This window comes from Streptomyces sp. XY006, from assembly GCF_002237655.1.
Classification (GTDB): Bacteria; Actinomycetota; Actinomycetes; order Streptomycetales; family Streptomycetaceae; genus Streptomyces; species Streptomyces levis.
Window position 1 is genome coordinate 80,495 of record NZ_NOKT01000031.1, and the last position, 26,875, is coordinate 107,369.

Annotated in this window: 29 protein-coding genes; 20 read left to right on the forward strand and 9 right to left on the reverse strand. The window is 71.8% G+C overall.

Annotation, left to right across the window (positions count from 1 at the left end):
* Positions 1 to 5 precede the first annotated feature (5 nt).
* Positions 6 to 734, reverse strand: a complete 729-nt coding sequence (locus CHR28_RS30185; protein ID WP_094056879.1) for a MerR family transcriptional regulator — start codon at positions 732 to 734, stop codon at positions 6 to 8.
* 81 nt (positions 735 to 815) lie between these two features.
* Here CHR28_RS30185 and uvrA point away from each other — a divergent pair, with 81 nt between their 5' ends.
* The gene (uvrA, locus tag CHR28_RS30190; RefSeq protein WP_094056880.1) at positions 816 to 3,263 is read left to right on the forward strand and encodes an excinuclease ABC subunit UvrA; all 2,448 of its coding nucleotides are present in this window, start codon (positions 816 to 818) and stop codon (positions 3,261 to 3,263) included.
* Positions 3,264 to 3,351: 88 nt separating this feature from the next.
* Entirely contained in the window at positions 3,352 to 3,750 is a 399-nt protein-coding gene (locus CHR28_RS30195; RefSeq protein ID WP_094056881.1) for a DUF6281 family protein, read from the forward strand.
* Positions 3,751 to 3,765: 15 nt separating this feature from the next.
* On the opposite strand, the gene CHR28_RS38860 is transcribed toward CHR28_RS30195, so the two are convergent.
* Entirely contained in the window at positions 3,766 to 4,374 is a 609-nt protein-coding gene (locus CHR28_RS38860) for a DUF7848 domain-containing protein (RefSeq protein ID WP_094056882.1), read from the reverse strand.
* Between the two features lie 105 nt (positions 4,375 to 4,479).
* Here CHR28_RS38860 and CHR28_RS30205 point away from each other — a divergent pair, with 105 nt between their 5' ends.
* Entirely contained in the window at positions 4,480 to 5,430 is a 951-nt protein-coding gene (locus CHR28_RS30205; protein WP_179272605.1) for a helix-turn-helix domain-containing protein, read from the forward strand.
* Positions 5,378 to 5,491, forward strand: coding sequence for a DUF397 domain-containing protein (locus CHR28_RS38595; protein ID WP_256984495.1), 114 nt, complete (start codon positions 5,378 to 5,380; stop codon positions 5,489 to 5,491). Before CHR28_RS30205 ends, CHR28_RS38595 begins: the two co-directional genes overlap by 53 nt.
* Position 5,492: 1 nt before the next feature.
* Here the strand turns inward: CHR28_RS38595 and CHR28_RS30215 are convergent, their stop codons facing one another.
* The 3 genes from CHR28_RS30215 to CHR28_RS30225 all read right to left on the reverse strand — a co-directional run bounded on the left by CHR28_RS30215 (position 5,493) and on the right by CHR28_RS30225 (position 6,865).
* Positions 5,493 to 5,837, reverse strand: coding sequence for a hypothetical protein (locus CHR28_RS30215; RefSeq protein ID WP_094056884.1), 345 nt, complete (start codon positions 5,835 to 5,837; stop codon positions 5,493 to 5,495).
* A complete protein-coding gene (locus CHR28_RS30220; RefSeq protein WP_094056885.1) occupies positions 5,834 to 6,439 on the reverse strand; it encodes a DUF6232 family protein in 606 nt (201 codons plus the stop codon). The genes CHR28_RS30215 and CHR28_RS30220 overlap by 4 nt, the downstream gene beginning before the upstream one ends.
* Before the next feature lie 105 nt (positions 6,440 to 6,544).
* Positions 6,545 to 6,865, reverse strand: a complete 321-nt coding sequence (locus CHR28_RS30225) for a PLD nuclease N-terminal domain-containing protein (protein WP_094056886.1) — start codon at positions 6,863 to 6,865, stop codon at positions 6,545 to 6,547.
* A gap of 67 nt (positions 6,866 to 6,932) precedes the next feature.
* On the opposite strand from CHR28_RS30225, the gene CHR28_RS30230 reads away from it, so the two are divergent.
* From CHR28_RS30230 to CHR28_RS30240, 3 genes are read left to right on the forward strand one after another with little or no spacing between them, the layout of a single operon-like run.
* Positions 6,933 to 8,384, forward strand: a complete 1,452-nt coding sequence (locus CHR28_RS30230) for a menaquinone biosynthesis decarboxylase (protein ID WP_094056887.1) — start codon at positions 6,933 to 6,935, stop codon at positions 8,382 to 8,384.
* Positions 8,381 to 9,283 carry a menaquinone biosynthesis prenyltransferase MqnP gene (mqnP, locus tag CHR28_RS30235; protein ID WP_094056888.1) on the forward strand — a complete coding sequence of 301 codons (903 nt, stop codon included), beginning with the start codon at positions 8,381 to 8,383 and terminating at the stop codon, positions 9,281 to 9,283. The genes CHR28_RS30230 and mqnP overlap by 4 nt, the downstream gene beginning before the upstream one ends.
* Before the next feature lie 46 nt (positions 9,284 to 9,329).
* On the forward strand, positions 9,330 to 9,902 hold the full coding sequence (locus tag CHR28_RS30240; protein ID WP_094056889.1) for a Uma2 family endonuclease: 573 nt from the start codon (positions 9,330 to 9,332) through the stop codon (positions 9,900 to 9,902).
* Here CHR28_RS30240 and CHR28_RS30245 read toward each other — a convergent pair.
* Complete coding sequence (locus CHR28_RS30245) at positions 9,899 to 10,513, reverse strand: rhomboid family intramembrane serine protease (RefSeq protein WP_094056890.1); 615 nt, start codon at positions 10,511 to 10,513, stop codon at positions 9,899 to 9,901. The two genes, CHR28_RS30240 and CHR28_RS30245, sit on opposite strands and share 4 nt — an antisense overlap.
* Before the next feature lie 91 nt (positions 10,514 to 10,604).
* Between CHR28_RS30245 and CHR28_RS30250 the strand changes: the two genes are divergently transcribed.
* The 9 genes from CHR28_RS30250 to CHR28_RS30285 all read left to right on the forward strand — a co-directional run bounded on the left by CHR28_RS30250 (position 10,605) and on the right by CHR28_RS30285 (position 17,049).
* Complete coding sequence (locus CHR28_RS30250) at positions 10,605 to 11,291, forward strand: UbiX family flavin prenyltransferase (RefSeq protein ID WP_094056891.1); 687 nt, start codon at positions 10,605 to 10,607, stop codon at positions 11,289 to 11,291.
* Positions 11,292 to 11,349: 58 nt separating this feature from the next.
* Positions 11,350 to 11,805: an Lrp/AsnC family transcriptional regulator gene (locus CHR28_RS30255; RefSeq protein WP_094056892.1), complete on the forward strand. Its 456-nt coding sequence runs from the start codon at positions 11,350 to 11,352 to the stop codon at positions 11,803 to 11,805.
* 37 nt (positions 11,806 to 11,842) lie between these two features.
* On the forward strand, positions 11,843 to 13,006 hold the full coding sequence (mqnE, locus tag CHR28_RS30260) for an aminofutalosine synthase MqnE (RefSeq protein WP_094056893.1): 1,164 nt from the start codon (positions 11,843 to 11,845) through the stop codon (positions 13,004 to 13,006).
* Between the two features lie 70 nt (positions 13,007 to 13,076).
* Positions 13,077 to 13,727, forward strand: a complete 651-nt coding sequence (locus tag CHR28_RS30265) for a UdgX family uracil-DNA binding protein (RefSeq protein ID WP_094056894.1) — start codon at positions 13,077 to 13,079, stop codon at positions 13,725 to 13,727.
* Between the two features lie 16 nt (positions 13,728 to 13,743).
* Positions 13,744 to 14,268 carry a GNAT family N-acetyltransferase gene (locus CHR28_RS30270; protein WP_094056895.1) on the forward strand — a complete coding sequence of 175 codons (525 nt, stop codon included), beginning with the start codon at positions 13,744 to 13,746 and terminating at the stop codon, positions 14,266 to 14,268.
* A gap of 91 nt (positions 14,269 to 14,359) precedes the next feature.
* The gene (locus CHR28_RS30275; RefSeq protein ID WP_094056896.1) at positions 14,360 to 14,659 is read left to right on the forward strand and encodes a DUF4229 domain-containing protein; all 300 of its coding nucleotides are present in this window, start codon (positions 14,360 to 14,362) and stop codon (positions 14,657 to 14,659) included.
* Between the two features lie 142 nt (positions 14,660 to 14,801).
* Complete coding sequence (locus tag CHR28_RS39040; RefSeq protein ID WP_344540150.1) at positions 14,802 to 14,903, forward strand: putative leader peptide; 102 nt, start codon at positions 14,802 to 14,804, stop codon at positions 14,901 to 14,903.
* Positions 14,904 to 14,978: 75 nt separating this feature from the next.
* Positions 14,979 to 16,289, forward strand: a complete 1,311-nt coding sequence (locus CHR28_RS30280; protein WP_094056897.1) for a dicarboxylate/amino acid:cation symporter — start codon at positions 14,979 to 14,981, stop codon at positions 16,287 to 16,289.
* Between the two features lie 94 nt (positions 16,290 to 16,383).
* The gene (locus tag CHR28_RS30285) at positions 16,384 to 17,049 is read left to right on the forward strand and encodes a TetR/AcrR family transcriptional regulator (RefSeq protein ID WP_094056898.1); all 666 of its coding nucleotides are present in this window, start codon (positions 16,384 to 16,386) and stop codon (positions 17,047 to 17,049) included.
* 19 nt (positions 17,050 to 17,068) lie between these two features.
* Here CHR28_RS30285 and CHR28_RS30290 read toward each other — a convergent pair whose 3' ends face one another.
* Both CHR28_RS30290 and CHR28_RS30295 read right to left on the reverse strand, forming a co-directional pair.
* Positions 17,069 to 17,995, reverse strand: a complete 927-nt coding sequence (locus tag CHR28_RS30290; RefSeq protein WP_094056899.1) for a MaoC family dehydratase — start codon at positions 17,993 to 17,995, stop codon at positions 17,069 to 17,071.
* On the reverse strand, positions 17,995 to 19,305 hold the full coding sequence (locus tag CHR28_RS30295) for a 3-oxoacyl-ACP reductase (protein ID WP_094056900.1): 1,311 nt from the start codon (positions 19,303 to 19,305) through the stop codon (positions 17,995 to 17,997). The genes CHR28_RS30290 and CHR28_RS30295 overlap by 1 nt, the downstream gene beginning before the upstream one ends.
* A 103-nt stretch (positions 19,306 to 19,408) precedes the next feature.
* On the opposite strand from CHR28_RS30295, the gene CHR28_RS30300 reads away from it, so the two are divergent.
* The 4 genes from CHR28_RS30300 to kstD all read left to right on the forward strand — a co-directional run bounded on the left by CHR28_RS30300 (position 19,409) and on the right by kstD (position 25,978).
* Positions 19,409 to 20,698: an acetyl-CoA C-acetyltransferase gene (locus CHR28_RS30300; protein ID WP_094056901.1), complete on the forward strand. Its 1,290-nt coding sequence runs from the start codon at positions 19,409 to 19,411 to the stop codon at positions 20,696 to 20,698.
* 229 nt (positions 20,699 to 20,927) lie between these two features.
* Positions 20,928 to 22,847 carry an AMP-dependent synthetase/ligase gene (locus tag CHR28_RS30305; protein WP_373453402.1) on the forward strand — a complete coding sequence of 640 codons (1,920 nt, stop codon included), beginning with the start codon at positions 20,928 to 20,930 and terminating at the stop codon, positions 22,845 to 22,847.
* A 115-nt stretch (positions 22,848 to 22,962) separates the two neighbouring features.
* The gene (locus CHR28_RS30310; protein WP_094056902.1) at positions 22,963 to 24,087 is read left to right on the forward strand and encodes a sugar ABC transporter substrate-binding protein; all 1,125 of its coding nucleotides are present in this window, start codon (positions 22,963 to 22,965) and stop codon (positions 24,085 to 24,087) included.
* A gap of 100 nt (positions 24,088 to 24,187) precedes the next feature.
* Positions 24,188 to 25,978 (forward strand): 3-oxosteroid 1-dehydrogenase, encoded by a 1,791-nt coding sequence (kstD, locus tag CHR28_RS30315; RefSeq protein ID WP_094056903.1) that lies wholly within the window; start codon positions 24,188 to 24,190, stop codon positions 25,976 to 25,978.
* Positions 25,979 to 26,039: 61 nt separating this feature from the next.
* On the opposite strand, the gene CHR28_RS30320 is transcribed toward kstD, so the two are convergent.
* Positions 26,040 to 26,684 (reverse strand): class I SAM-dependent methyltransferase, encoded by a 645-nt coding sequence (locus CHR28_RS30320; protein ID WP_094056904.1) that lies wholly within the window; start codon positions 26,682 to 26,684, stop codon positions 26,040 to 26,042.
* Positions 26,685 to 26,875: the final 191 nt, after the last annotated feature.

The following is a 26,875-nucleotide window of genomic DNA, read 5'->3' on the forward strand; positions in this document are numbered from 1 at the left end:
ACCCTTCAGGCCGAGCCGGAGCCGGCCGGCCCGTCCAGGTAGGTGTGCAGTGCCCCCGCACCCTTGATCATCCCCCGCGTGCGGGCCGTGAGGGTTTCGGTGCGGGTGGCGATCGCTGCTCGAAGGGCCTCCGTGCTGCCCTCGCGGCGCAGGCCGTCCAGGATCGGCTTGATCTGGGTGAAGAGGTAGTGGCTGCGGCGCAGGGTGTGGATCAGGCGGGCGTCGCGGACGTCCGGCGGGTCGTACGTGCGGTAGCCCGTGGCGCGTTCGCGGGACGGGGTGAGCAGGCCCGCGGCCTCCCAGACGCGGAGGGCGGACGTGCGGACGCCCAGCAGGGCGGCCACCTCGCCGATGCGCAGTCCGCCTGAGCGGGGGAGGGGGGCCGGGGGCTCCAGGGCCAGCAGTTCCAGGGCCTCGCTCGCCGCCCGCAGGGACACCCGCTCCTCGTGCAGCGCCGCGTGCGCGGCGTCGACCAGGGCGAGCGCGCCCGGGACGTCCCCGTCGTGGACCGCGCGCATGATCGCCGTCGCCGTCGCCGGGCCGTAGCCCCGGAGCATCGCCCGGTACGCCAGGAGTGCGCGGCGGTGCACGTCCCCGAAGACGCGGTAGCCGGACGCGGTGCGCGCCGCCGGCGGAACCACGCCGGCGTCCTCGTAGTTGCGGATCTGCTGCGTCGAGACACCGGCCAGGCGGGCCAGGTCGACGGGGCGCAGGCGGCGTTCCTCTTTCGTCATCGATTTGAAGGTTACGGCAGGGGCAGTGGCCTCCAGTGAGTGAAAGTCTCAACACCGCAGTTCAATGGAACACTTGAAGGAATGGACTCCTGCATTCATGTCACCGGTGCGCGGCTGAACAACCTGAAGAACGTCTCCCTCTCCCTGCCGAAGAACAAGCTGGTCGTCATGACCGGTCTGTCCGGCTCCGGCAAGTCCACCCTCGCCTTCGACACCCTCCACCGGGAGGGCCAGCGGCAGTACCTGGAGTCGCTGGGCATGGTCACCGGCTACGTCAGCAAGCCCGCCGTCGACTCGATCACCGGCCTGTCCCCGTCGATCAGCGTCGACCAGCACCACACCAACCGCAGCCCCCGCTCCACGGTCGGCACGGTCACCGAGGTCTTCACCTACCTGCGTCTGCTGTGGTCGCGCATCGGCGTCCGGCCGTGCCCGGGCTGCGGGCAGAGCATCCCGCCCTCGTACGCCGACGGCACCGAGCCCGACGAGGACGCCGAGGCCGAGCAGCGGCCCTGCCCGCACTGCGGCACGCTCGTGCCCGAACTCGTCATGGGCTCCTTCTCGTTCAACAAGCCCGCGGGCGCCTGCCCGGCCTGCACCGGCCTCGGCGAGGTCATCCGGCCCGACGTGCAGCGCCTCGTCGACGGCGGCCGGTCGGTCGCCGACGGGGCGGTACGGGGCTGGAACGCCAAGTACACCGCGTGGGCCCTGCCGGTGCTGCGCGCCGCCGCCGCCCACTACGGCCTCTCCTTCGCCCCGGACCGGCCGGTCGACGAACTCGGCGCCGCACAAAGGGACCTGCTCCTGCACGGCGTCGAAAGCCCCCGATTCCGGCGGCACTTCCCCGGCACCGAGCCGCCGAAGACCGTCTCGGCGGGCCGTTTCGAAGGGGTCGCGACGGCCCTGCTGCGCCGCTACGAGGACCGCGCCGACGACCCCGACTACCGCGAACGGGCCGAACAACAGGGCCTGGTGCGCCGGCCCTGCACGGACTGCGGCGGCACCCGGCTGCGGCCGGAGAGCCGGGCGGTGACCGTGCACGGCATGACCATCGTGGAGGCCGCGCAGCTCCCGCTGACCGACCTCGGCACCTGGCTCGCCGGGCTGCGCGAGCGCTCCGGCGGGGACGAGTGGCTGCTCGTCGAGCCGGTCGTCGCCGACCTGGCGGAACGGGTCCGGCGCCTGGTCGACGTCGGCGTCGGCTACCTCGCCCTCGGCCAGGCCACGCCCAGCCTCTCCGCCGGGGAGACGCAGCGGCTGCGGCTGGCCGCCCTGCTCGGCTCCGGACTCACCGGCGTCCTCTACGTCCTCGACGAGCCGACCATCGGCCTGCACCCCTCCGACACCGCCCGCCTGATCGGCGTCCTGCGCCGCCTGCGCGACCTCGGCAACACCGTGCTGGTCATCGAGCACGACCTGGAGGTGCTGCGCGCCGCGGACCACGTCGTCGACGTCGGCCCGGGCGCGGGCCGGGACGGCGGCCGGATCGTCGCGGCCGGCACGCCGGAGGAGGTCGCCCGCACCGAGGGCTCGGTGACCGGCGCGTACCTGTCGGGTCGGCTTCCCGCCCCCCGGTCACGCGCCCGCGGCGACGGCGACACGGCCCTGGTCGTGCGCGGGGCCCGGGCCCACAACCTCAAGGACCTCACCGTACGGATCCCGCTGCGCCGCCTGGTGACGCTCACCGGACCGTCCGGCTCCGGCAAGTCGACGCTGCTGCTGGACATCCTCGGCCGGGCCGCCCGCCGCCACTTCCACCGGGCGGGCGACCTGCCCGCCGAGCACGACGGCATCGACGGCTGGGAGCACCTGTCCAAGGCCGTCCTCATCGACCAGGAGCCCATCAGCCGTGTCCCGCGCTCCAACGCGGCGACCTACTCGGACGTCTTCACCCCCATCCGCGAGGTCTTCGCCGCCCGCAGCCGAGGGGCGTTCACCGCCGGGCACTTCTCCTTCAACGTGCCCGGGGGCCGCTGCGAACGCTGCGAGGGCGCGGGCGTCCTCACCGTCCGGATGCACTTCCTCCCCGCGGTGGCGGTGCGCTGCCCCACGTGCAAGGGCCGCCGCTTCCGGCCGGAGGTGCTGACCGTCCGCCACGAGGGACACGACATCGCCGAGGTGCTCGCGGCGACGGTGGACGAGGCGCTGACCGTGTTCGCGGACGTCCCGGCGGTCGCCGCCCGGCTGCGCCGCATGGCCGACGTCGGCCTCGGCTACCTCCCGCTCGGCCAGCCCGCCACCACCCTCTCCGGCGGCGAGGCCCAGCGCCTGAAACTCGCCAGGGAACTGGGCCGGCGCACGACCGGCCGCGCCCTGTACCTCCTCGACGAACCGACGACGGGCCTGCACTCCGCCGACACCGCCCGCCTCCTCGACGTCCTCCAGCGTCTCGTCGACGCCGGGCACTCGGTCGTCACCATCGAGCACAACACCGACGTCATCCGGGCCTCCGACTGGCTGATCGACCTCGGCCCGGAGGGCGGCGCGGGCGGCGGACAGCTGATGGCCCAGGGCGCACCCGGCGACTGAACGTTTCCGGGCCCCCGCCCGTCTTCGTCGCGTGATCGTCGTACCGGAGCAGGGCTCCAGAAGGAGACGTACCGATGAAGGCGTACCGATGAAGGCGGGCCGGCTGGCCTGGGCCCCGGCGGTGGCGGCCGTCGCCGCCGCCCTGAGCGCGGGCTGCGCGCCCTCGTCCCCGGACGGCGGCGCGCAGCCCGCACCCTCGTGCGCCTACGTCGTCGAGTACGACGGCCGCACCTACCTCGGCAGGGAGGAGACCACCGTGCCCCTGGGGCGTTCACTCGGCCCCGCGACCCGCCCGGCCTGCGACGACACGCCCGGCGACGGCGACGACGGCGAGGGCCCGGTCGCGACGACCGCATACGCCGTGCGGGGCGTGGACCCCGCGGTCGCGGTCGCGGTGGCCGACGACGGCGGCACCCACCGCCTCGTCGTCGCGGAGTCCGTCGAGGACCTCCCGACCGAGCTGCGGAAACTGACCGGGGGCTCCTGAGACCCGGCCGGGGCCTCAGCCGCCCTGCCGTTCCAGCACCGCGTAGTCGGCGAAGCTGCGGCGGTAGCGCAGGTGCCGGGTCTCCTGGGTGTGCCTGCGCTGCCACTCCTCCACCTCGCCGGGCGCCCGGCAGGGCCCCGAACTCGCCCCGCAGTCCGCGTCCTCGCCCGAGACGCAGTACGCCTGGTACTCGGGCAGGGCGGACGCGTCCTGCACGATCGTGTACGGCACGTACCGGAAGACGCGGCGCCCCGCCGACTCCCCGCCGTGCTCCTCGCGTTGGTGCTTGCGCAGCAGGACGTTCGTGTCCGTGACGGCGCTCGCGTCGAACGCCGCCCGTGCCCTGTCCCGCCGGAGCGACAGCTCCTCGCACGCCGCGCAGCCCCGCACCGGCAGCGGAGGCCGGTTCGGATCAGCCGACAGCCCCTCCCTGGAACGGTCGTTGGCCGCGCGCACGCCCGCGCTGAGCCGTTCGTCCAAGGTCGCCTCCCGGATCCGCGCCGCGTCCGCCTGCCACTCCCGGCCGCCGCCGACCGGGCGCAGCATCGCGTACGGGCCGGTTCTGTCCCGATACTCGCCGACCCTGTTCGTCTGCGGGTCGTAGACGAGCGTTCCCGGTTCCATTTCGCGCACCTCCGTCACTCTGGGTGTATCGAGCGTTGCGCACGGGAATGGCTCGCTTCAATGCTTGGCGTGTGACACCGGTGCACTGTCACGGAGGGGGCTGCCGTGGGCCGACGCAATGGCGCAGCGGAGTCGGGGGCGAGTACGGCCGCCGTGTTCGGAGAGGTGCTGCGGCACTTCCGCGAGGCCGCGCTGCTCACGCAGGAGGCTCTGGCGCGGCAGATCCCGTGCGACCGCTCCCACGTGGCCCGCGTGGAGGCCGGTACGCGGGTGCCGCAGGAGTCCTTCGCCAAGGCGTGCGACGAACTCCTCTCCACGGGTGGGGTGTTGGCGCGGCTGTGGGCGAGGATCGACTGGTACCCGCAGGTGGAGCATCCCGACTGGTTCCGGCGACGCGCCGAGATGGATGAGGAGGCCATCGCTCTCCGGGAGTACCAGGAGCGTGTCATGCCGGGTTTGTTGCAGACGGCGGACTACGCCCGGGCGTTGTTCTCCTTGCTCGTCAGCGGGGAGGAAGTGGAGGAGCGCGTGCGGGCTCGACTGAGTCGGCAGCAGCGCTTCCTTGCGGATGAGGGCCCGCTCTACATCGTCGTCCTCGACGAGAGCTGCCTGCGCAACATGATCGGCAGCGCGGCCGTGATGCGGGACCAGTGCGCCCACTTGCTCAGCGTCGGCAAGCGACCCAACATCCGCGTCCAGGTCGCACCGGCCGGCCGCCTCGGCTTGTTCCGTCCCAGCGGATCCATGTCCCTCATCAAGCTGCCTGACGGGCACGACTGGGTCTATTCGGAATCGCTGGATCGCGGCCACTTCAACGACGATCCGACCCTCTTCGCGCGGCACAGCCGCACCTATGATGTGCTCAGGGCGGACGCCCTGTCAGCTCCCGAGTCCGCCGCTCTGATCCGCGAGACGATGGAGAGGTACGCGCATCATGGACCGGACCGAGCTCACCTGGGTCAAGAGCAGCTACAGCGACGCCAACGGCGGCAACTGCATCGAAATAGCCCCCGGTTACGACGAAACCGTTCCCGTCCGCGACAGCAAGAACCCTGACGGACCGGTCCTGGTCGTGACCCGGTCCGCCTGGTCCGCGTTCCTGTCCGCCCTGCTCTGAGCTACTGCCCGCTCAGCATCTGCAGGATCCGGTTCGCGGCCTCCGCGACCGGCTGCCCCACGGCCCCCACGGCCGCCGCGATCGCCGCGACGGCCATCAGCGCCCGGTGCCGCTCCTGCGGCGGCGCCGTGTCCGCGGCCAGCACCGGCAGGGACTCGTCGATGAGCTGCACGCTGGGCTGCGGCAACTGCTCGCGCAACTCCCGTACGCCCTGGAGCAGTTCGGCCAGGGCCAGCCGCAGCGCGGGGTCCGGCTCGCCGGTCGCGCCGTGCTTCACGATGCCCGTGTTGCCGCTGCCGCCGTGCATATTGACGTTGTCGCCGTAGTAGTAGTTGTTGCCGCTCATGCCGCGATCCCCACGTTGCCGGTGCCGCCGTACATGTTGACGTTGTCGCCGAAGTGGTAGTTCGACGGCGAGTTGATCGTGAGGCGCTCCACCGTCACCTGGAACTCGGTGTCGGGGTTCTCCAGCGCGCCCGCGACGTAGCCCACCAGCCGGTCGAGGTGCTGCGGGTCCCGGCTGGTGACCATCGCGGTGGACGGGCCGGCCGTCTCGACGGCGAGGACGTAGTGCGACTGGGCCGTCACGACGGAGAGCATCTCCACGAAGAAGTAGATCAGCGCCGCGATCGAGCAGATCCACACGAAGACCAGCAGACCGCCGGCCGCCGACTCGTCGGCGAGGTAGGTCAGGCCGCCGATGATCGACAGGCCGATCGCCACGGCGAGGGTGATCCCGGCGCGGGTCAGGAAGCGGAAGACCGCCTCCTTGCGCTTGGGGTGGAGCGTGAAGGTGTAGACCCGGGCGATGTTCCGCAGCGGGTAGGCGGCACCGCCGACCCATAACAGGCGCTTGTGGACGCGGAGTTCGACGTCGGTCAGGGCGCGGGGCGGAGTGGCGGGCGGGGGCGGGACGTCCCACTGCCCGGGTGGCTGCTGCGTTTCCATGGAGTCCCCCTGAAGGCCGGTGAGCACGAGGTGACCGCGGTCACTGTGGGAACACCATTGACGACCATGCGTGCCAGGAGGGCAACCCGTTTCTCACAAGCCCGGTCAGGACTCGTCGCGCCGGGGGTCGTCGTCCTTCTTCTTGTCGTCGTCGAGGGACTTAAGGAAGTCGGGGTTGTCGTCCGGCGCCACCCACTGCTGCCGGGAGCGGCCGCCCCGGACGCCGGACCAGCCCTCGGCGGCCGGGCTGCGCTTCTTGCCGGCGATCAGCCAGGAGATCGAGCCGACGAGCGGGAACAGCAGCACGAGGATCGCCCACAGCGGCTTGGGCATGTGGCGGATGTCGTCGTCCTTGGTGCTGATGCAGTCGATGAACGCGTACACGCTCAGCGCCAGCGGCACGAGGAACATCAGTACCCGGAGCATGCGCGGCCTCTCAGCAAAGCGGTGGGTGGTTCCAGGCCAGCGTAGCCGCTCGGGGATACTGGACCCCATGGCTTACGACGATCTTCGCTCCCTGCTCAGGGCGCTGGAGCGCGAGGGCGACCTCAAGCGCATCAAGGCCGAGGTGGACCCGTACCTGGAGGTCGGGGAGATCGTCGACCGGGTGCAGAAGTCCGGCGGCCCGGCGCTGCTCTTCGAGAACGTGCGCGGGTCGAGCATGCCCCTCGCGATGAACGTGTTCGGCACCGACCGGCGGCTGCTGAAGGCCCTGGGCCTGAAGTCCTACGCGGAGATCTCCGAGCGGATCGGCGGGCTGCTCAAGCCCGAGCTGCCGCACGGGTTCGTCGGCGTGCGGGAGGCCTTCGGGAAGCTCGGCGCGATGACGCACGTGCCGCCGAAGAAGGTGAAGGACGGCCCCGTGCAGGAGGTCGTGCTGACCGGGGACGACGTGGACCTGGAGCGGCTGCCGGCGCTGTTCACCTGGCCGAAGGACGGCGGGTCGTTCTTCAACCTGGGGCTCACCCACACCAAGGACCCGGAGAGCGGCGTGCGCAACCTGGGCCTGTACCGGCTCCAGCGGCACGACAAGCGCACCATCGGGATGCACTGGCAGATCCACAAGGACAGCCGGAACCACTACCAGGTGGCGGCCCGGCGCGGTGAGCGGCTGCCGGTCGCGATCGCCTTCGGCTGCCCGCCCGCCGTGACGTACGCCTCCACCGCGCCGCTGCCCGGGGACATCGACGAGTACCTGTTCGCCGGGTTCCTCGCGGGCAAGCGGATCGAGATGGTCGACTGCAAGACCGTCCCGCTGCAGGTGCCGGCGCAGGCGGAGGTCGTGATCGAGGGCTGGCTGGAGCCGGGCGAGATGCTGCCCGAGGGGCCGTTCGGCGACCACACCGGCTTCTACACGCCGCAGGAGCCCTTCCCGGCGCTGAAGATCGACTGCATCACGATGCGGAAGCGGCCGCTGCTGCAGTCGATCGTCGTGGGCCGCCCGCCGACGGAGGACGGGCCGCTGGGCCGGGCGACGGAACGCTTCTTCCTGCCGCTGCTGAAGATCATCGTGCCGGACATCGTGGACTACCACCTGCCGGAGGCGGGCGGCTTCCACAACTGCGCGATCGTCTCGATCGACAAGAAGTACCCCAAGCACGCGCAGAAGGTCATGCACGCCATCTGGGGCGCGCACATGATGTCGCTGACCAAGCTGATCGTGGTCGTCGACTCCGACTGCGACGTGCACGACCTGCACGAGGTGGCCTGGCGGGCGCTGGGCAACACGGACTACTCCCGGGACCTGAGCATCGTCGAAGGCCCCGTCGACCATCTGGACCACGCCTCCTACCAGCAGTTCTGGGGCGGCAAGGCCGGGATCGACGCGACGAAGAAGTGGCCCGAGGAGGGCTACACGCGCGACGGCGGCTGGCCCGACATGGTCGAGTCGGACCCGGAGACGGCGGCGAAGGTGGACCGCCGCTGGAAGGAGTACGGCCTGTGAGTTCCGCTTCCGCCGCGATCCCGCAGCCGGGCCGCACCAAGGCCTTCCTGCGGCTGGTGATGATCGAGCACTCGGTCTTCGCGCTGCCCTTCGCGTACATCGCCGCGCTCACGGCGATGTACCAGTGGGACAAGAACATCCACTGGGGCAAGCTGCTGCTGGTCACCGTCTGCATGGTCGGCCTGCGCACGTTCGCCATGGCGGTCAACCGGATCATCGACCGGGAGATCGACGCGCGGAACCCGCGCACGGCGCAGCGGGAGCTGGTGACCGGCGCGATGTCGGTGAAGCACGCCTGGACGGGTGCGCTGATCGCCCTGGCGGTCTTCCTGGGCGCGGCGGCCCTGCTGAACCCGCTGTGCCTGGCGCTGGCCCCCATCGCCGTGATCCCGATGGTGGTCTACCCCTACGGCAAGCGGTTCACGAACTTCCCGCAGGCCATCCTCGGCCTGGCCCAGGCGATGGGCCCCATCGGCGGCTGGCTGGCGATCACCGGCTCCTGGTCCTGGGACGCGGTCATCCTCGGCCTCGCCGTCGGCATCTGGATCGGCGGCTTCGACCTGATCTACGCCTGCCAGGACGTGGAGACCGACCGCGAGATCGGCGTCAGGTCCGTCCCGGCGCGCTTCGGCATCCCGGCGGCGATCTGGGGCGCGCGGGTCTGCCACGCCCTGACGACGGCCCTGTTCGTCTGGTACGCCCTGGCCACGGACGCGGGGGCCTTCTTCTGGCTGGGCCTGCTGATCGTCGCGGCGGCGTTCCTCTACGAGCACTCCATCGTCCGCCCCCACGACCTCTCCCGCGTGAACAGGGCGTTCTTCAGCGTCAACGGCTTCATCGGCATCGCCCTGTTCGTGTGCGCCCTGCTGGACCTCCTCGTGCGAGGTCTGACCGTGTGACTACGGTGCGGCCTACCATCGGGTGCAGGATCCCAAGGAGGCCGCCATGACCGTCTCGGACATCGACCGCCTGCACTCGCAGCTCAGCAAGCTGGAGGACATGTTCCCCGGCTATCTGACGGAGATTGTCGAGGGCAGCATCGTGATGAACCCGGTCAGGCCGTTCCACGGGAAGACCATCCAGCGGCTGTGGAACATCGTCGAGGGACAGCTGCCTCCCGAGTGGGCCCTGGTGAGCGACGTCGCCTTTCCGTTCGACGACGCCAACGAGTTCTGCCCCGACCTCGCCGTCATCCCGGCGGAGGCGGAGGACGAGAACCACAGTGCATACCCGGCGGATCTGATCGAGCTCGTGGCCGAAGTGGTGTCCCCGGAGAGCATTCGCCGCGACTACGAGGTGAAGCCTCGCTGGTACGCCTCCCGCGGTATCGCCAACTACCTGGTCCTCGACCCGCTCCAAGGGCACCTCGTGACCATGTGGAACCCCGGCCCCGACGGCTACCGCGGGCGCGACACCCTTCCGTACGGTCACGAACTGACCCTCGACTCCCCGCTCGGCAAGCTGATCATCCCCACCACCCACCTGCCGGTCGACCGCAAGGCGCGCGACCGTGGCTAGGGGCGTTCCTCCCAGGTGAGGGCTCGGCTCGTCACCCGGCGGCGGAAGACGAACGCCGCTGCCACCCCCGCCAGGAGGCCCAGGAGGTGGCCCTGCCAGCTGATGGCCGTCTGGGTCGGGGCCAGGCCCGACAGGATCGAGCCGCCCCAGATCGCGGCGATCAGGACGCCGGCCAGGATGCCCCAGGGGCGGCGCTCCACGAAGCCGGTGACCAGGAGGAAGCCGAAGAGACCGAAGATCAGGCCCGACGCGCCCGCCGTGTTCGTGTGCGCCGGGGATATGAGCCAGACGCCCAGACCGTCGACGAGGACGATCAGCGCGCAGACGAGCAGGAAGCGCCGGAGCCCCGAGAGCGCCGCCAGGAAGCCGAGGACCAGCAGCGGCAGCGTGTTGGACATCAGGTGCGCGAAGCCGAAGTGGACGAAGGCCGACGGGACGACGTCGGTCAGCTCGGACGGCTCGCGCGGGGTGATGCCGAAGCGGTCCAGCGCGTGACCCGTCGCCACGTCGACCACTTCCAGCAGCCACAGCAGGGCGATCCAGGCCACCATCAGCTTGCCCGCGGCCAGCGCGCGGTCGCTCGCCGACCGGCCTTCACGCGGACCCGGCATGGCGACCCCCAGTGCTCGCTCGTCCCCTTTGAGCAACGCCCCGTACCCCTTGGCCGGTTCCCACCCCGCGGCGCCGGATAGGCTCGGGGTCGTGAACCCAGTCAAGCCAGGCGAGACGCCGCGTACGCCTTGGATCGTAGGGGTGTCCGGTGCCTCCGGCACCCCGTATGCCGCCGCCGTGCTGCGGGCCCTGCTCGCCGCCGGTGAGAGCGTCGACCTCGTGGTGTCCCGGGCCTCCCGGCTCACCCTCCTCGACGAGACGGGCATCTCGTTCCGGGACGCCCATTGGCGCGACGACCTGCGCGAATGGCTCGCCCGGGGCGCCGACGGCAAGCCGGACACCTTCTCCGTCGACCTCGACGCCGTACGGCACTGGAGCGCCGGCGACCTGGCCGCCGGACCCTCCTCGGGGTCGTACCCCACCAAGGGCATGCTCATCGTGCCCGCCTCGACGGCGAGCGTGGCCGGGGTCGCGCTCGGCCTGTCGAAGGACCTGTTGCAGCGGGCGGCGAGCGTGACCCTCAAGGAGGGCCGCAGGCTGGTCGTGGCCGTACGGGAGACCCCGCTGAACGGCCAGACCCTGCGGCACCTGGTCACCCTCGACGACGCGGGCGCGACCGTGGTGCCCGCCTCACCCGCCTTCTACGCGGGCGCGACGCACATCCAGGACCTGGTGGACTTCGTCGCCGGACGCGTACTCGACGCGGCGGGCGTGCCGCACACGCTCTACCGCCGTTGGCAAGGTGAGCTCGGCGGCGGAGCACACCGCGCCGGCTGAGCGGACACACCGGAACTCATCGGACCACAGACAACTTCAGCGGAAGGCTTCGATCGCAATGGACGCGGTGGACAGGCAGCTCATCCAGGCCCTGAGGGAGAACGGCCGGGCCTCCTACGCGGAGCTGGGACGCCTCGTCGGCCTGTCGGGACCCAGCGTCACCGACCGCATCAACCGGCTGGAGGCGGCCGGCGTCATCACCGGCTACCGGGCCACCGTCGACGCGGCCTCGCTCGGCCTCGGCGTCACCGCCCTCATCGGCATCTCCCTGTCCGACGCCACGGACCACGAGGACGTGGCGCAGCGGCTGCGCGATCTCTCGGAGATCGAGGACTGCTGGTTCATCGCGGGTGACGACTCGTACATGCTCAAGGTGCGGGCGGCGGACGTGGACGGCCTGGAGAAGATCATCCGGCGGCTCAGCGGGACCAAGGGCGTCTCCCGGACCCGTACGACCATCGTGCTCTCCACGAAGTGGGAGAACCGGGTCGGGGAACTGCCCGAAGAGGTCTAGTCGTACGGTTGGGACGTCTCCGTAGAAAGGTGTGGGCATGGATCTCGGGCTCAAGCGCGAGCTGGAGGAGAAGGTCAGGGCCGGTGAGCGCCTGACCCGTGAGGACGGCATCGCGCTGTACGAGTCGGACGACCTGGCCTGGCTCGGCGGCCTCGCGCACGAGGTGCGCACGCGCAAGAACGGCGACGTCGTGCACTTCAACGTCAACCGTCACCTCAACATGACGAACGTGTGCACGGCCTCCTGCGCGTACTGCTCCTTCCAGCGCAAGCCGGGGGAGAAGGACGCGTACACGATGCGCATCGAGGAGGCCGTCAAGCTCGCCAAGGCGATGGAGTCGGAGAACCTCACCGAGCTGCACATCGTCAACGGGCTCCACCCGAACCTGCCGTGGCGGTACTACCCGCGGTCGCTGCGGGAGCTGAAGGCCGCCCTGCCGAACGTGTCGCTGAAGGCCTTCACGGCCACCGAGATCCACCACTTCGAGACGATCTCCGGGATGAGCGCGTCCGAGATTCTGGACGAGCTGATCGACGCGGGTCTGGAGTCGCTGACCGGCGGTGGCGCGGAGATCTTCGACTGGGAGGTCCGGCAGCACATCGTCGACCACCGCACGCACTGGGAGGACTGGTCCCGGATCCACCGGCTGGCGCACGAGAAGGGCCTGAAGACCCCGTGCACGATGCTGTACGGGCACATCGAGGAGCCGCGGCACCGGGTGGACCACGTGCTGCGGCTGCGCGAGCTGCAGGACGAGACCGGCGGCTTCCAGGTCTTCATCCCGCTGCGCTACCAGCACGACTTCGTCGACATGAAGGACGGCAAGGTCCGCAACCGGCTCCAGGCCCGGACGCAGATGGCGACGGGGGCGGAGGCGCTGAAGACCTTCGCGGTGTCGCGGCTGCTGTTCGACAACGTGCCGCACGTGAAGGTGTTCTGGGTGATGCACGGCGTGCAGACCGCGCAGCTGGCGCTGCAGCACGGTGCGGACGACATGGACGGGTCGGTCGTCGAGTACAAGATCACGCATGACGCGGACAACTTCGGCACGCCGAACAAGCTGACGCGTGAGGACTTGCTCGACCTCATCCGTGATGCCGGGTTCCGGCCCGTGGAGCGGAACACGCGGTACGAGATCATTCGGGAGTACGACGGGCCCGACCCGTCGATTCGCGATGCGCCGCAGGCCATGCGGGTGTGAGTGCGGCTTTCCGCGCGTGGGGGTTGCTCGCGCAGTTCCCCGCGCCCCTGAGGTGGGTACCCGGAAGGGCATGGTTGCCGCCGGGGCGCCGGAAGACGCCTGTACCGCTGAACCCTTCGTTCCCGGTCGGGGCGGGCTTGCCGCTCTGCGGCGGGCCGCCGCCGACTGCCGGGGATGTCCCCTGCATCGCGACGCCACTCAGACCGTGTTCGGGGCCGGGAACACCGACGCCCGGGTGATGCTTGTGGGGGAGCAGCCCGGGGATCAGGAGGACCGGCAGGGGAAGCCGTTCGCCGGGCCCGCGGGCAAGCTGCTCGACCGGGCCCTGGCGGACGCCGGCATCGACCCGGGCGAGGCCTACGTCACCAACGCCGTGAAGCACTTCAAGTTCACGCAGGCCGAGCCGCGCAAGCGCCGGATCCACAAGGCGCCGAACCTGCGCGAGATGACCGCGTGCGGGCCCTGGCTCGCCGCGGAGCTGGCGGTCGTGGAGCCGGAGCTGATCGTCGTGCTGGGCGCCACCGCCGGGAAGGCGCTGCTCGGGTCCTCGTTCCGGGTCACGCAGGTGCGCGGGACCGTGCTGGAGGAGGAGATCCACGGGCGGCCCGAGCGGCTGGTGCCGACCGTGCACCCCTCGGCGGTGCTGCGGTCCGACGACCGGGAGGCGGCCTACCGGGGGCTGGTGTCGGACCTGGAAGTGGCGGCGCGGGCCCTGTCGTAATAGCTACAATCCCGGCATGCCCCTTACCTTCACGCTGGATCCGGCCGTCACCCCGGAGCTCCGCGACGGCATCCTCGACCTGTGGACCGACGTCTCCAACGCCGGCGGGGCCGTCGGCTTCGTGCCCCCGGTGACGCGCGAGGACATCCGGCCGCAGCTGATCACGCACTTCGCGTCCATGGCCGAGGGGCGGGTCCGGCTGCTCGTCGGGCGCGACGAGGAGGGGCGGGTCGCGGCCACCGCGTTCCTCACCTTCAACACCCACCATCTGATGACGCACTGGCTGTGGCTGTACACGGTGATGGTGCATCCGCGTCACCAGGGCAAGGGCTACGGCCGTGATCTGCTGGCCGCCGCCGCCGACGCCGCGCGCGGGATCGACGGGATCGAGGCGATCCGGCTCACCTGCCGGGGCGGGCTCGGCCTGGAGCGGTTCTACGCCTCGTGCGGCTACAAGGAGGTCGGGCGCATCCCCGGCGCCATCCGGGTCGCGCCGGGCGACGACCGCGACGACGTGATCATGCTGCTCCCGCTGCACTGACCCCCCTGCAAGATCGGCCGTCCGGCGTGCTTCACTGGACGGTGCCCCTTTGGGTGTGTTCCGGCCGTTCGAAACGGAAGAGTGGATTGAGATGCTCCGCTACACGCTGATGCGCCTCGGTGTCTTCGTGGGCTGCCTCGTGGTCGTCTGGGGCGCCGTCTACTCGGGCCTCGCCCCGCGCGGCCTCGGCGACAGCAACGGCCTGTGGGTCGTCCTGCTCGCCCTGCTGATCTCCGCGCCGATCAGCTTCGTCGTGCTGCGCAAGGAGCGCGACCGTGCGTCCATCCAGGTCGCCCAGCGGGTCGACCGGATGAAGGCCAACCTGGACGCCAACCGCAACCAGGAGGACGTCGCCGACGACACCGCCCGGGCCCAGGGGCAGACCTCGTAAGGTCCCCTCCGCAGGCGAACAGCGCCCCGTTTCCGCACATGCGCGGACACGGGGCGCTTTGCCTTTGTATGGGTGTGTGTGTCCCGTCACCTGTCAAAGCCAGGCTTTGGGGTCCTCAAAGCTCAGGTGTTAAGGTCTGTGTATGAAGTCAGCAGTCGTGCCTCATTCGCCTTCGAGCGCTCCGCTCGTGGCACGGCTGCACGTGGATCTCTGTCGGTGCGCGTCCGCTTTCTGTCGTCCCTGACGTAACGCAACCCCCGTCGTCTCCCACGTCAGTTCTCCCCCCGCCGTTACGCGTCCCCCCAACGGAGTCAGTCGCGTGTCCTCACACACGAAGTCCTTCAAGGTGCCCTTCTGGGCCCAGATACTCGCCGGTCTCGTCCTGGGCGTGCTGCTCGGCTGGCTCGCCCGCAGCCAGGACCTGTCCTGGCTGGTCACCACCCTGGAGAAGGTCGGCGACACCTTCATCGGCCTGCTGAAGCTGGCCGTCGCCCCGCTCGTCTTCTTCGCGATCCTGGTCTCGATCACCAACCTGCGGAAGGTCAACAACGCGGCCCGCCTGGCCTCGCGCACCCTCCTGTGGTTCATGATCACGTCGCTGATCGCGGTGAGCATCGGCCTCGTCATCGGCCTGGTGACCAACCCCGGCTCCGGTACCGGCCTCACGCCCAAGGACGGCGGGAAGCCCGAGACCACCGGCTCCTGGATCGACTTCCTGACCGGCATCGTGCCGACGGACGTCATCACGCCGTTCACCGAGCTGAACGTCCTGCAGATCGTCTTCATGGCCGCCGTCGCCGGTATCGCCGCCCTGAAGCTCGGCGAGAAGGCCCAGCCGATCCTCACCCTGAGCGAGTCCGTCCTCAGCCTGCTGCAGAAGGCGCTGTGGTGGGTCATCCGGCTCGCCCCGATCGGCACCATCGGCCTGATCGGCTACGCCATCGCCACCTACGGCTGGGACCTGATCGGCAAGTACGCGACCTTCACCGCCGACATCTACATCGGCTGCCTCCTCGTGATGTTCGGCGTCTACCCGACGCTGCTCGCGACCGTCGCGAAGGTCAACCCGGTCCAGTTCTTCAAGGGTGCCTGGCCCGCCATCCAGCTGGCCTTCGTCTCCCGCTCGTCCGTGGGCACCATGCCGCTGACGCAGAAGGTCACCGAGCGGCTCGGCGTGCCGAAGGAGTACGCCTCCTTCGCGGTGCCGTTCGGCGCCACGACCAAGATGGACGGCTGCGCCGCGATCTACCCGGCCATCGCCGCGATCTTCGTCGCCCAGATCTTCGACATCCAGCTGGGCGTCGGCGACTACCTGCTGATCGCGTTCGTCTCGGTGGTCGGCTCCGCCGCCACGGCCGGTCTGACCGGCGCGACGGTCATGCTGACCCTGACCCTGTCCACCCTCGGCCTGCCGATGGAGGGCGTGGGCCTGCTCCTGGCGATCGACCCGATCCTGGACATGATCCGCACCGCGACCAACGTCGCCGGACAGGCGCTGATCCCGGTTCTGGTCTCGGCCCGCGAGAAGCTGCTCGACCGGGACGCCTACGCCACGGCCGACGGTTCGGACCTCGCCCTGGACGACGAGCCGCGTGACGCGCGGCCCGAGCGGGTGCCTGCCGCCGCCTGACGCGCCGGACGCACCGACCTGACGGGCCCCCCGGCCGGCCCTCCTCCGGTTCTTCCGGCGGAGGGGCGGCCGGGGGGCCCGTACGCTAAGCGGTATGGGTGCCGTGAAGACGAAGCGGATGCCGCGTGCGGTCCGTGAACAGCAGATGCTGGACGCCGCCGTGCGCATCTTCGGCCAACGCGGCTACATGGCCGCCTCGATGGACGAGATCGCCGAACTGGCGGGCGTGTCCAAGCCGTTGGTCTACCTGTACCTGAACTCCAAGGAAGACCTCTTCACCGCCTGCATCCGCCGGGAGGCCCAGGCACTGGTCGAGGCGGTGCGCGCCGGAGTCCGGCGGGACCTGCCCGCCGACCGGCAACTGTGGGAGGGCCTCGGCGCGTTCTTCGCGCACACCGCCGAGAACCCCGACGCCTGGTCGATCCTGCACCTCCAGGCCCGTACGCACGGCGAGCCCTTCGCCGCCGAAGTCGCCGCGATGCGCGAGGAGATCGTCGCGTTCGTGACGCAGCTGATCCTGGCCGGCGCCCGCGAGGCGCACCGCGACCCGGACCTGCCCGAGCGCGAGGTCGCCGGACTCGCCGAGGCCCTGGTCGGCGCCGCCGAGTCCCTGGCGGCCTGGGCCAACGCCACGCCGGGTGTCACCGCCCGGCAGGCCGCCGCGACCCTGATGAACTTCGCCTGGGCCGGCCTCGGCGGCCTCATGGAGGGGCGGCCCTGGTCCCCGCCGGGCGAGGGCACGGACACCCGGGCCGGGTAGCCGCCCGGCCGGTGCCCCCTCAGCCGGGAAGGACCTCCCCGGTCACATGCACCCGGTCGTCCCGGCCCCGCAGTGCGAACCGGGGGCCCTTCGCCGCGTAGGTCACGGTCCCCGGCAGGAGCACCGGCGCCCTGAAATCCGCGCGGACGCGGCAGGAGTCCGGTGTGCCGTGCGCGGCGAGGCAGCGCGCCGCCGTCCACATGCCGTGCGCGATGGTCCGGGGGAAGCCGAACAGCCGGGCGGTGAGCGGGTGGAGGTGGATGGGGTTGCGGTCCCCGGACGCGGCCCCGTAGCGCCGCCCGACATCGGCGGCGAGCCGCCACTCGGCGACGGGGGGCAGCGGCTCGGCGGCGGGGGGCAGCGGCTCGGTGACGGGGGGCGTGGGTCCGGCGGTGGGGGGCGTCGGCTCCGCGGCGGGGGGCTGCGGCTCGTGCCTCTCCTCCTCCCGGCGGGCCTGGGTGGGGCGCCCGTGCCGGGCCAGGTACGTGCTGCGCGACTCCCACACCACGTCCCCGCCGTCGCGCACCTCGGTGACCACCGTCGCCTCCGTGCCGCGCCGGTGCGCGGCCAGCGCCTCGACGTGGACGGCGAGTTCGTACGTGCCCGTGGCGGGCATCCGCGCGTGCCGCGTGATCGTGATCGACGTGTGGACCAGGCCCAGCAGCGGCAGCGGGAAGGCCCGCTCGCTCATCAGCCGCATGGCCGGCGGGAAGCCCAGCACGTGCGGATACGTCACCGGCAGCGCGTCCTCCCCGGTGGGGAAGCCGCACACCCGCTCGTACGCCGCGAGCCGCGCGAGGTCGACGCGCAGGCCGGGCAGGACGAGCCGGGTGCGGGGGAACGCCGCGTCGGGGGCGGGCCGTTTGAAGGGGGACAGCAGGGCACCGCGGGCCAGCAGCGGGGCGAGGGAGGGGGAGGCGGTGAGGACGACGGGGGTGTCGGTCATCACGCCCCCAGCAGGCTCTGGCCGCAGACGCGCACGACCTGGCCGTTGACCGCGCCGGAGGCCGGGTGGGCGAGCCAGGCGGTCGTCTCGGCGACGTCGGCCGGCAGGCCGCCCTGCGCGAGGGAGTTCATCCGGCGGCCCGCCTCGCGGATGAACAGCGGGATCGCGGCCGTCATCTTCGTCTCGATGAAGCCGGGCGCCACCGCGTTCACCGTCACGCCGTGCTCGTCGAGCGCGCGCGGGGCCAGAGAGCGGACGAGTCCGACGACGCCCGCCTTGCTCGCCCCGTAGTTCGTCTGGCCGGTGTTCCCGGCCAGCCCCGCGATCGAGGCCGTGGCGACGACGGAGCCGCCGCGCTTGAGCGTGCCGGCCTTCAGCAGGGCGTCCGTGGTGCGCAAAACGCTCGCCAGGTTCACCTCCAGCACGGAGATCCAGCGCTCGGCCGGCATGTTCACCAGCCGCCGGTCACGCGTGATGCCCGCGTTGTGGATCAGCAGGTCCAGGCCGTCCGGGAGGGCCTCGGCGATCCGCGCGCCCGCGTCGGCGGTGGTGATGTCGAGGGGCAGGGCGGTGCCGCCGATCCGGTCGGCGACGCGCCGGGCGTCCTGTTCGGCCTGCGGCACGTCGAGGACGACGACCCGGGCCCCGTCCCGCGCGAGCGTCTCGGCGACGGCCTCCCCGATGCCCCGGGCGCCGCCGGTGACCAGGGCGGTGCGGCCGGCCAGGGGACGGTCCCAGTCCAGGGCGGCGGGGCTCTCGTGCGGCGGGCCGACCTCGATCACCTGGCCGCTGACGTAGGCGGACTTGGGCGACAGCAGGAACCGGAGCGTCGACTCGGCGGCGGCCGCGTCCGTCAGCCTGACCAGGTTCACGGTCCTGCCCCGGCCGATCTCCTTGCCGAGCGAGCGCGTGAAGCCCTCCAGGGCCTGCTGGGCCGCGGCCTGGTGGTGGTCGGCCGGGTCGAGCGGGGCGCCGAGCACGAGCACGCGGCCGCTCGGGGCGACCGACCGTACGACCGGGTGCAGCGCGGCGTGCACCTCGGCCAGGCCCTCGACGTCCCGCACGCCGGTCGCGTCCAGGACGACGGCGGCCGGGCGGTCGTCCGCCCCGCCCGGGCCGAGGCCCGTCCGGGCCAGCACCGGGGCCAGGTCCAGGCCGGACGTCCCGGCCGTCAGGTGGCGCAGACCGCCGTCCAAGGCGGGGTGCTCGGGGGACCAGCGGACCAGCGCCGCGGGCTGCGGCAGCCCGAGCCGGCGGGTGAGGAAGCGGCCGGGCGCGGTACCCGTGAGGCGTAGATAGCGGTCGGCCATTCCAACTCCTGGTTCCGGCGAAGCAGTGGTGGGGGCAACAGTGCTTACTCTGGAGTAAGGTTACCGGAGGTAAGGCTATGGCACGGACGAGGAGCAGGTCGAGATGAGCCCCCAGCAGCTGTCGCCGTCGGTCCGGCGCGTGGCGATCGTCGGCGGAGCCCGCATCCCCTTCGCCCGCTCCGACAGCCCCTACGCCACCGCCTCCAACCAGCAGATGCTCACCGCCGCCCTCGACGGCCTCGTCGAGCGCCACGGCCTGGACGGGCCCGGCGCGGTGGGCGAGTTCGTCGCCGGGGCGGTCCTCAAGCACAGCCGCGACTTCAACCTGGCCCGCGAGACGGTCCTCGGCTCGAAGCTCCACCCGAGCACCCCCGCCTACGACATCCAGCAGGCCTGCGGCACCGGCCTCCAGGCGGTCATCGCCGCCGCCAACAAGATCGCCCTCGGCCAGACCGACTCGGCGATCGCGGGCGGCGCCGACACCGCGAGCGACGCGCCCCTCGGCGTCAACGACGCGCTGCGCCGCATCCTGCTGGAGGCCCGCCGGGCGAAGACGCCGGGCGGCAGGCTGAAGGCCCTGGCGAAGGTGCGCCCGGGCCACCTCGTCCCCGACATCCCGCGCAACGCCGAGCCGCGCACCGGCCTGTCCATGGGCGAACACGCCGCCGTCACCGCCCGGGCCTGGGGCATCGGCCGCGCGGCGCAGGACGAACTCGCCGCGGCCAGCCACCAGCGGCTGGCGGCGGCCTACGAACGCGGCTTCTTCCAGGACCTGGTGGTGCCCTTCCGCGGGCTCGCCCGCGACCAGAACCTGCGCCCCGGCTCGACGGCGGAGAAACTCGCCGCCCTCAAGCCGGTGTTCGGCCTCGACCACCCCGAACCCACCATGACGGCCGGGAACTCGACCCCGCTGACCGACGGCGCGGCGACCGTACTGCTGGCGAGCGAGGACTGGGCCCGCGAGCGCGGCCTGGAGCCGCTGGCGTACCTCACCGCGTACGAGACGGCGGCCGTCGACTTCGTCGGCGGGGACGTCGCGGGCGGCGAGGACGGCCTGCTCATGGCACCGGCGTACGCCGTCCCGCGCATGCTGGAGCGGGCCGGGCTGGGCCTGGACGACTTCGAACTCGTCGAGATCCACGAGGCGTTCGCCTCCCAGGTGCTGGCGACGCTCGCCGCCTGGGAGAAGCGGGGCCTCGGCACGGTCGACCGGGCCCGGCTGAACGTCGCGGGCTCCTCCCTCGCCACCGGGCACCCCTTCGCCGCCACCGGCGCCCGGATCGTCGCCACGCTGGCCAAGCTGCTCTCCGAACGGGACGCGCCCGCACGGGGGTTGATCTCGGTCTGCGCGGCGGGCGGACAGGGCGTGACGGCGATCCTGGAACGGGCCTGAGCCGGCGGCCGCCGGAAGCTGAGAGACCCTCACATAACCTCCGAGCATGCACAGGCCCGGCTCCGGACCATTCCCGAACCCGCACAAGGCCGCCACGTGAGCGCCGTACGATCCCGTTCCTACCGGCAGTAACCCCTTTCTGGGGATTCCGCCGGTTGAGCGCCTCGGCGTGCGAGGCACGTACGTCATGCAGCAAGCAGTCCATCGCTGCACGCCCCAGGAGCCGCCCGTGTCCACTGCGTATCCCTCCTCCGCCTACGGCGACGTGTACGGCGGACCGGTCCTGGTCGCGCCCGAGGTCAAGCGGCTCGACGGGGCGGTACGCGAGGCGTCCGTGCCGCCGCTGGCACCGCCGTGGACGCACGGGTCGCTCGCCGACCTGCCGTTCGACAACGCGAGCGCGGACCCGGACGCCGTGGTGCTCAGCCGCAAGGACGCCGACGGCAACTGGAACGACGTCACCGCGGCACAGTTCGCCGACCAGGTGGCGGCCGTGGCGAAGGGGCTGATCGCCGAGGGGCTGACACCGGGCGACCGGGTCGCCGTGATGGCCCGCACGATCTACGAGTGGACCGTCCTCGACTTCGCCGCCTGGGCCGCCGGACTGGTCACCGTCCCCGTCTACCCCACCTCCTCCGTCTTCCAGGCCCGCTGGATATTGCAGGACTCCGGCGCCGTCGCGCTCATCACCGAGACGACCGCACAGGCCGCCGCCCTCGGCCCCGAACGCGAGCGGCTGCCCGACCTCAAGCACCTGTGGGTCGTGGAGAAGGGCCACGTGGACCGCCTCGCCGAGGCCGGGGCACACCTGAACGACCAGGAGGTCGAGGTACGGCGCGGCATGCTCGGCCCCGACACCCTCGCCACCCTCGTCTACACCTCGGGCACCACCGGCCGCCCCAAGGGCTGCGCCCTCACCCACGGCAACTTCTTCGCCGAGGTCGACAACGCCATCGAGCTGCTCTACCCCGTCTTCAAGGACCGGACCAGCGAAGAGGCCTCGGTCCTGCTGTTCCTGCCCATGTCCCACGTCTTCGGCCGCATGGTCGCGATCGCCTGCGTCCGGGCCCGCGTCCGGCTCGGGCACGCGCCGAGCATCAAGGCCGAGGACCTGCTGCCGGACCTGGCCGGCTTCCGGCCGACCTGCCTGCTGGCCATCCCGTACATGCTGGAGAAGGTCTTCAACTCGGCCCGCGCCAAGGCCGAGGCGAGCGGCCGGGCGGCGTCGTTCGACCGTGCCGTGTCCGTGGCGCAGCGCTACGGAGAGGCGGTGGAGGCCCGCCAGACGGGCACCGGCCCCGGCCCCTCCCGCGCCCTGAAGACCGCCCGCGCCTTCTACGACCCGCTGGTCTACCGCCGCATCCGCGGCGCCATGGGCGGCCGGGTCCGCTACGCGATCTGCGGCGGCTCCCCGCTGGGCCGCCGCCTCGCCGCGTTCTACGCCGGTGCCGGCATCGAGATCTTCGAGGGCTACGGCCTCACCGAGACCACCGGCGCGACGACCGTCACCCCGCCCCTGAAGCCCCGCCTGGGCACGGTCGGCTGGCCACTGCCCGGCACCCGCGTGCGGATCGCCGCCGACGGGGAGATCCTCGTCGCCGGCGACCACGTGCTGCGCGGCTACTGGGACCCGCAGGCCGGCGGTGTCGTGTCCGCCGCGCCCGACGGCTGGCTCGCCACCGGCGACATCGGCGAACTGGACGACGAGGGCTACCTCACCATCACCGGCCGCAAGAAGGAACTCCTGATCACCGCGGGCGGCAAGTCCGTCGCCCCGGCCCCCCTGGAGAACTGGCTGCGCTCGCACCCCCTGATCTCCCAGTGCATGGTGCTCGGCGACGGCCGCCCCTACGTCACCGCGCTCCTCACCCTGGACGAGGCCGGCATCACCCACTGGCGCCGCATGAACGGCAAACACCCCGTCCCGCCCGTCCTCCTCGCCGACGACGAGGAACTGCGCGCCATCCTCCAACGCGCCGTCGACGAGGCCAACAAACTCGTCTCCCGCCCCGAGTCCATCCGCCGCTTCACGGTCCTCCCCCAGGACTTCACGGAGGAGGAGGGCCACCTCACCCCGTCGATGAAACTCCGCCGCGACACGATCCTGCGCGCGTTCGCGACGGAGGTGGACGGCCTGTACCCGCGGTAGGGCACCTTTGCGGAGTCTTCACACCTGGTTCTTGACGACGCACGGCGTCTGCCCGTTGGCTTTCTGCCACCCCACCTCGTCGCGATGCTCCCCCCACCTCCGGAAGGCACCACCAGTGAAAGCGCGTTACACCCGCCGGGCCGCTGTGCGTCATCTCTCCATAGGTCTGGCGGTCTCCGTGTCGGCCCTGTCCCTCGCCGCGTGCGGGGACGGCGGGAGCGGCGACTCGGCCGACGGGAAGAAGAGCAACGACATCACCGTGGGGCTGCTGCTGCCCGACAAGGACACGGCGCGCTTCGAGCGGTTCGACTACCCGCTCATCAAGCAGGAGGTCGCCTCCCTCACCGAGAACCGGGGCAAGGTCCGCTACGCCAACGCCGAGGCGAGCGTGTCCAGACAGAGCGAGCAGTTCCGGCAGATGATCGCCGACAAGGTGGACGTCATCCTCGTCGACGCGGTGAACTCCAAGGCCATCGCCCCGGACGTGCGGAAGGCCAAGGCCGCGGGCATCCCGGTCGTCGCCTACGACCGGCTCGCCGAGGGCCCCGTCGACGCGTACGTCTCCCACGACAACGAGCTCGTCGGGCAGGTGCAGGGCCGCGCGATCCTCGGCGAACTGGGGGAGAAGGCCGAGAACAGCAAGGTCGTCATGATGAACGGCGACCCCGCCGACCCCAACACGGCCCGGTTCAAGGACGGCGCGCTGAGCGAACTCCAGGGCCAGGTCGACATCGTCGCGCAGTACGACACCAAGGAGTGGAAGCCCGCGATCGCCAAGGCCAACATGGCCAAGGCGATCAAGGCGGTCGGGCTGAACGACATCGCCGCGGTCTACTCGGCCAACGACGGCATGGCCGGTGCCGTCATCGAGGCGCTGGAGGAGGCGGGCGCCACCAGGATGCCGCCGGTGACCGGGCAGGACGCGAACCTGGACGCGGTGCAGCGCGTGGTGTCGGGGGAGCAGTACATGACCGTGTACAAGTCCTTCCTGCTGGAGGCGACCAACGCCGCGAAGATCGCCGTGGCCAAGGTCCAGGGCCGGTCGATCGAGTTCGCCGCGCTGACCCGCGAGACGGTCGACAGCCCGACGCAGAAGAACATCCCCGCGATGCTGGTGCCGGTGGTCGCCCTCACCCGGGACAACATCAAGGAGACCGTGATCACCGACGGCGTGTACACGGTGAAGGACATCTGCACCGCGAAGTACCGGGCGGACTGCGCGGCCATCGGCCTCGAATAGGACGATCCCGGAACTGCCCTGCTGTGTGCGGGCCTTGACTTCTTCAGGCCCCCGCGCGACAGTCCCCTCCCTTCGTGTTCCTCCCCGGGCAGGAGCGGCCATGACCACCAGCGCGAACTCCGCGGGGACGGCCGGCGGCCCGTCCCGAAGACGACTGCTGGCCGGGGCCGCCGGGGCCGCCGGGGCCGGGCTCGCGGTCACCGCGGGAGGGCGGCAGCGGGCGCGGGCGGCGGACCTCCCGCCGCTCGGCACGTACGACGTCGTCGTCATCGGCTCCGGCGCCGCCGGGATGACCGCCGCGCTGACCGTGGCACGACAGGGCCTGAGCTGCGTGGTCGTGGAGAAGGCACCGACCTTCGGCGGCTCGGCCGCCCGCTCCGGCGCCGGAATCTGGATTCCGAACAACGAGGTGATCCTGGCGGCCGGCGTCCCGGACACCCCCGCGAAGGCGGCCGCCTACCTCGCCGCCGTGGTCGGCCCCGACGTCCCCGCCGACCGGCAGCGCGCCTTCCTCGCCCACGGCCCGGCGATGCTCTCCTTCGTCATGGCCCACAGCCCGCTGCGCTTCCGCTGGATGGAGGGCTACAGCGACTACTACCCGGAGCTGCCCGGCGGCCTGCCGGGCGGCCGTTCCGTCGAACCCGACCAGCTCGACGGCACCGTCCTCGGCCCCGAACTGGAGCGGCTCAACCCGCCGTACCTGGACGTCCCGGCCGGCATGGTCGTCTTCAGCGCCGACTACAAGTGGCTCGCCCTGGCCGCCGTGAACGCCCGGGGCGCCGCCGTCGCCGCCCAGTGTCTGGCCCGCGGCACGAAGGCGGCCCTGCTCGGGCAGAAACCCCTGACCATGGGGCAGGCCCTCGCGGCCGGGCTGCGGGCGGGGCTGCGCTCCGCCGGGGTGCCGGTGTGGCTGAACACGCCCCTGACCGATCTGCACGTCGAGAACGGCACGGTCACCGGAGCCGTCGTCACCCGCGACGGCGCGCCGGGCCTGGTCCGTGCCCGCCGGGCCGTCATCGTCGGCTCCGGCGGCTTCGAGCACAACGCGGCGATGCGCGAGCACTTCCAGCGGCAGCCCATCGGCACCGACTGGACGGTCGGCGCGAAGGAGAACACCGGCGACGGCATCCGGGCCGGACAGCGGCTCGGCGCCGCGCTCGACCTGATGGACGACGCCTGGTGGGGCCCGGCGATCCCGCTGCCCGGTCAGCCCTGGTTCTGCCTCGCCGAACGCACACTGCCCGGCGGGCTGCTGGTGAACGGGGCGGGCCGGCGCTTCGTCAACGAGGCCGCGCCCTACAGCGACGTCGTCCACACCATGTACGACGTGCACGACACCGACCCGGCCATCCCGTGCTGGCTGATCGTCGACCAGAACTACCGCAACCGGTACCTCTTCAGGGACATCGCCCCGGCCCTGCCGCTGCCCGGCGGCTGGTACGACTCCGGCGCCGCGCACAAGGCGTGGACGCTGGACGCCCTGGCCACGTCGATCGGCGTCCCGCCGGCGGCCCTGCGCACCACCGTCGACCGCTTCAACACCCTCGCGCTGCGCGGCCGGGACACCGACCACCACCGCGGCGACAGCGCCTACGACCACTACTACACGGACCCCGCTGTCCTCCCGAACTCCTGCCTCGCCCCCCTCTGGCTCCCGCCCTACCACGCCTTCCGCATCGTCCCCGGCGACCTCGGCACGAAGGGCGGCCTGCGCACGGACGCCCGCGCCCGGGTCCTGCGCGAGGACGGCACGGCCATCCGCGGCCTGTACGCGGCAGGCAACGCCAGCGCGGCCGTCATGGGCCGCAGCTACGCGGGCGCGGGCTCGACGATCGGCCCGGCGATGACGTTCGGATACGTGGCGGGAAGGGATGCGGCGGGGGCACTGTGAGACCGGCCCGCCCGCCGCGTCGCGCACGGCGGGCGGGCCGGGGGCGGTTCGGCTGCGGTGGTTACGTGCTTGGTTTGCGGGCCACCAGTGCGGCCTGGGGGACCGGCTCTCCGTGCTCCTCGTCGGCCTCCCGTACCGTCCGCGCCCGTACGGTGAAACCGGCCCCTTCCAGCAGCGCGGCCATGCGCTCCGGGCGTCGGCGGTGGAAGCTCAGGGACACCCGGTGGCCGAAGGCCTCCTCGTAGCGGCGGGGCTCCTCGCCGCACTGGAAACCGAGGAGCAGGTGCCCGCCCGGGCGCAGGACGCGGTGGAAGCCGGCGAAGAGGGCGGGCAGGTGCGGCGCGGGTGTGTGGATGGTGGAGTACCAGGCCACGACGCCGTCCAGTGACGCGTCCGGCAGGTCCAGGTCCAGCATCGAGCCCTGCCGGAACCGCAGCGCCGGGTGCTCGCGCCGGGCGATCGCCAGCATCGACTCCGACAGGTCCAGCCCGAAGACCGACAGCCCCCGTGAGGCCAGGTACGCCGTCACGCGCCCGGGCCCGCATCCGAGGTCGGCGACCTCGCCGCCCTCGCCCACCAGCTCCGCGAACCCGTACAGCAGCCCCAGGTCCAGCGGTGTGGTGGCGTCCCGGAACCGCTCGGCGTACTCCTCGGCGACGGTGTCGTAGAAGGTACGCGTCTCACTCAGGAAGTCGGCGTCGGTCATGGGCCGTGACCCTACTGCCGACCACCGACACCGCCCCGGCCCGCCGGAGACACCGCCCCGGCCCACCCCAGACACCGGCCCGGATCATCTCGCGCACCCCCGGCCCACCCCAGACACCGGCTCGGATCATCTCGCGCACCCCCGGCCCGCTCCCGACACCGGCTCGGATCATCTCGCGCACCCCCGGCCCG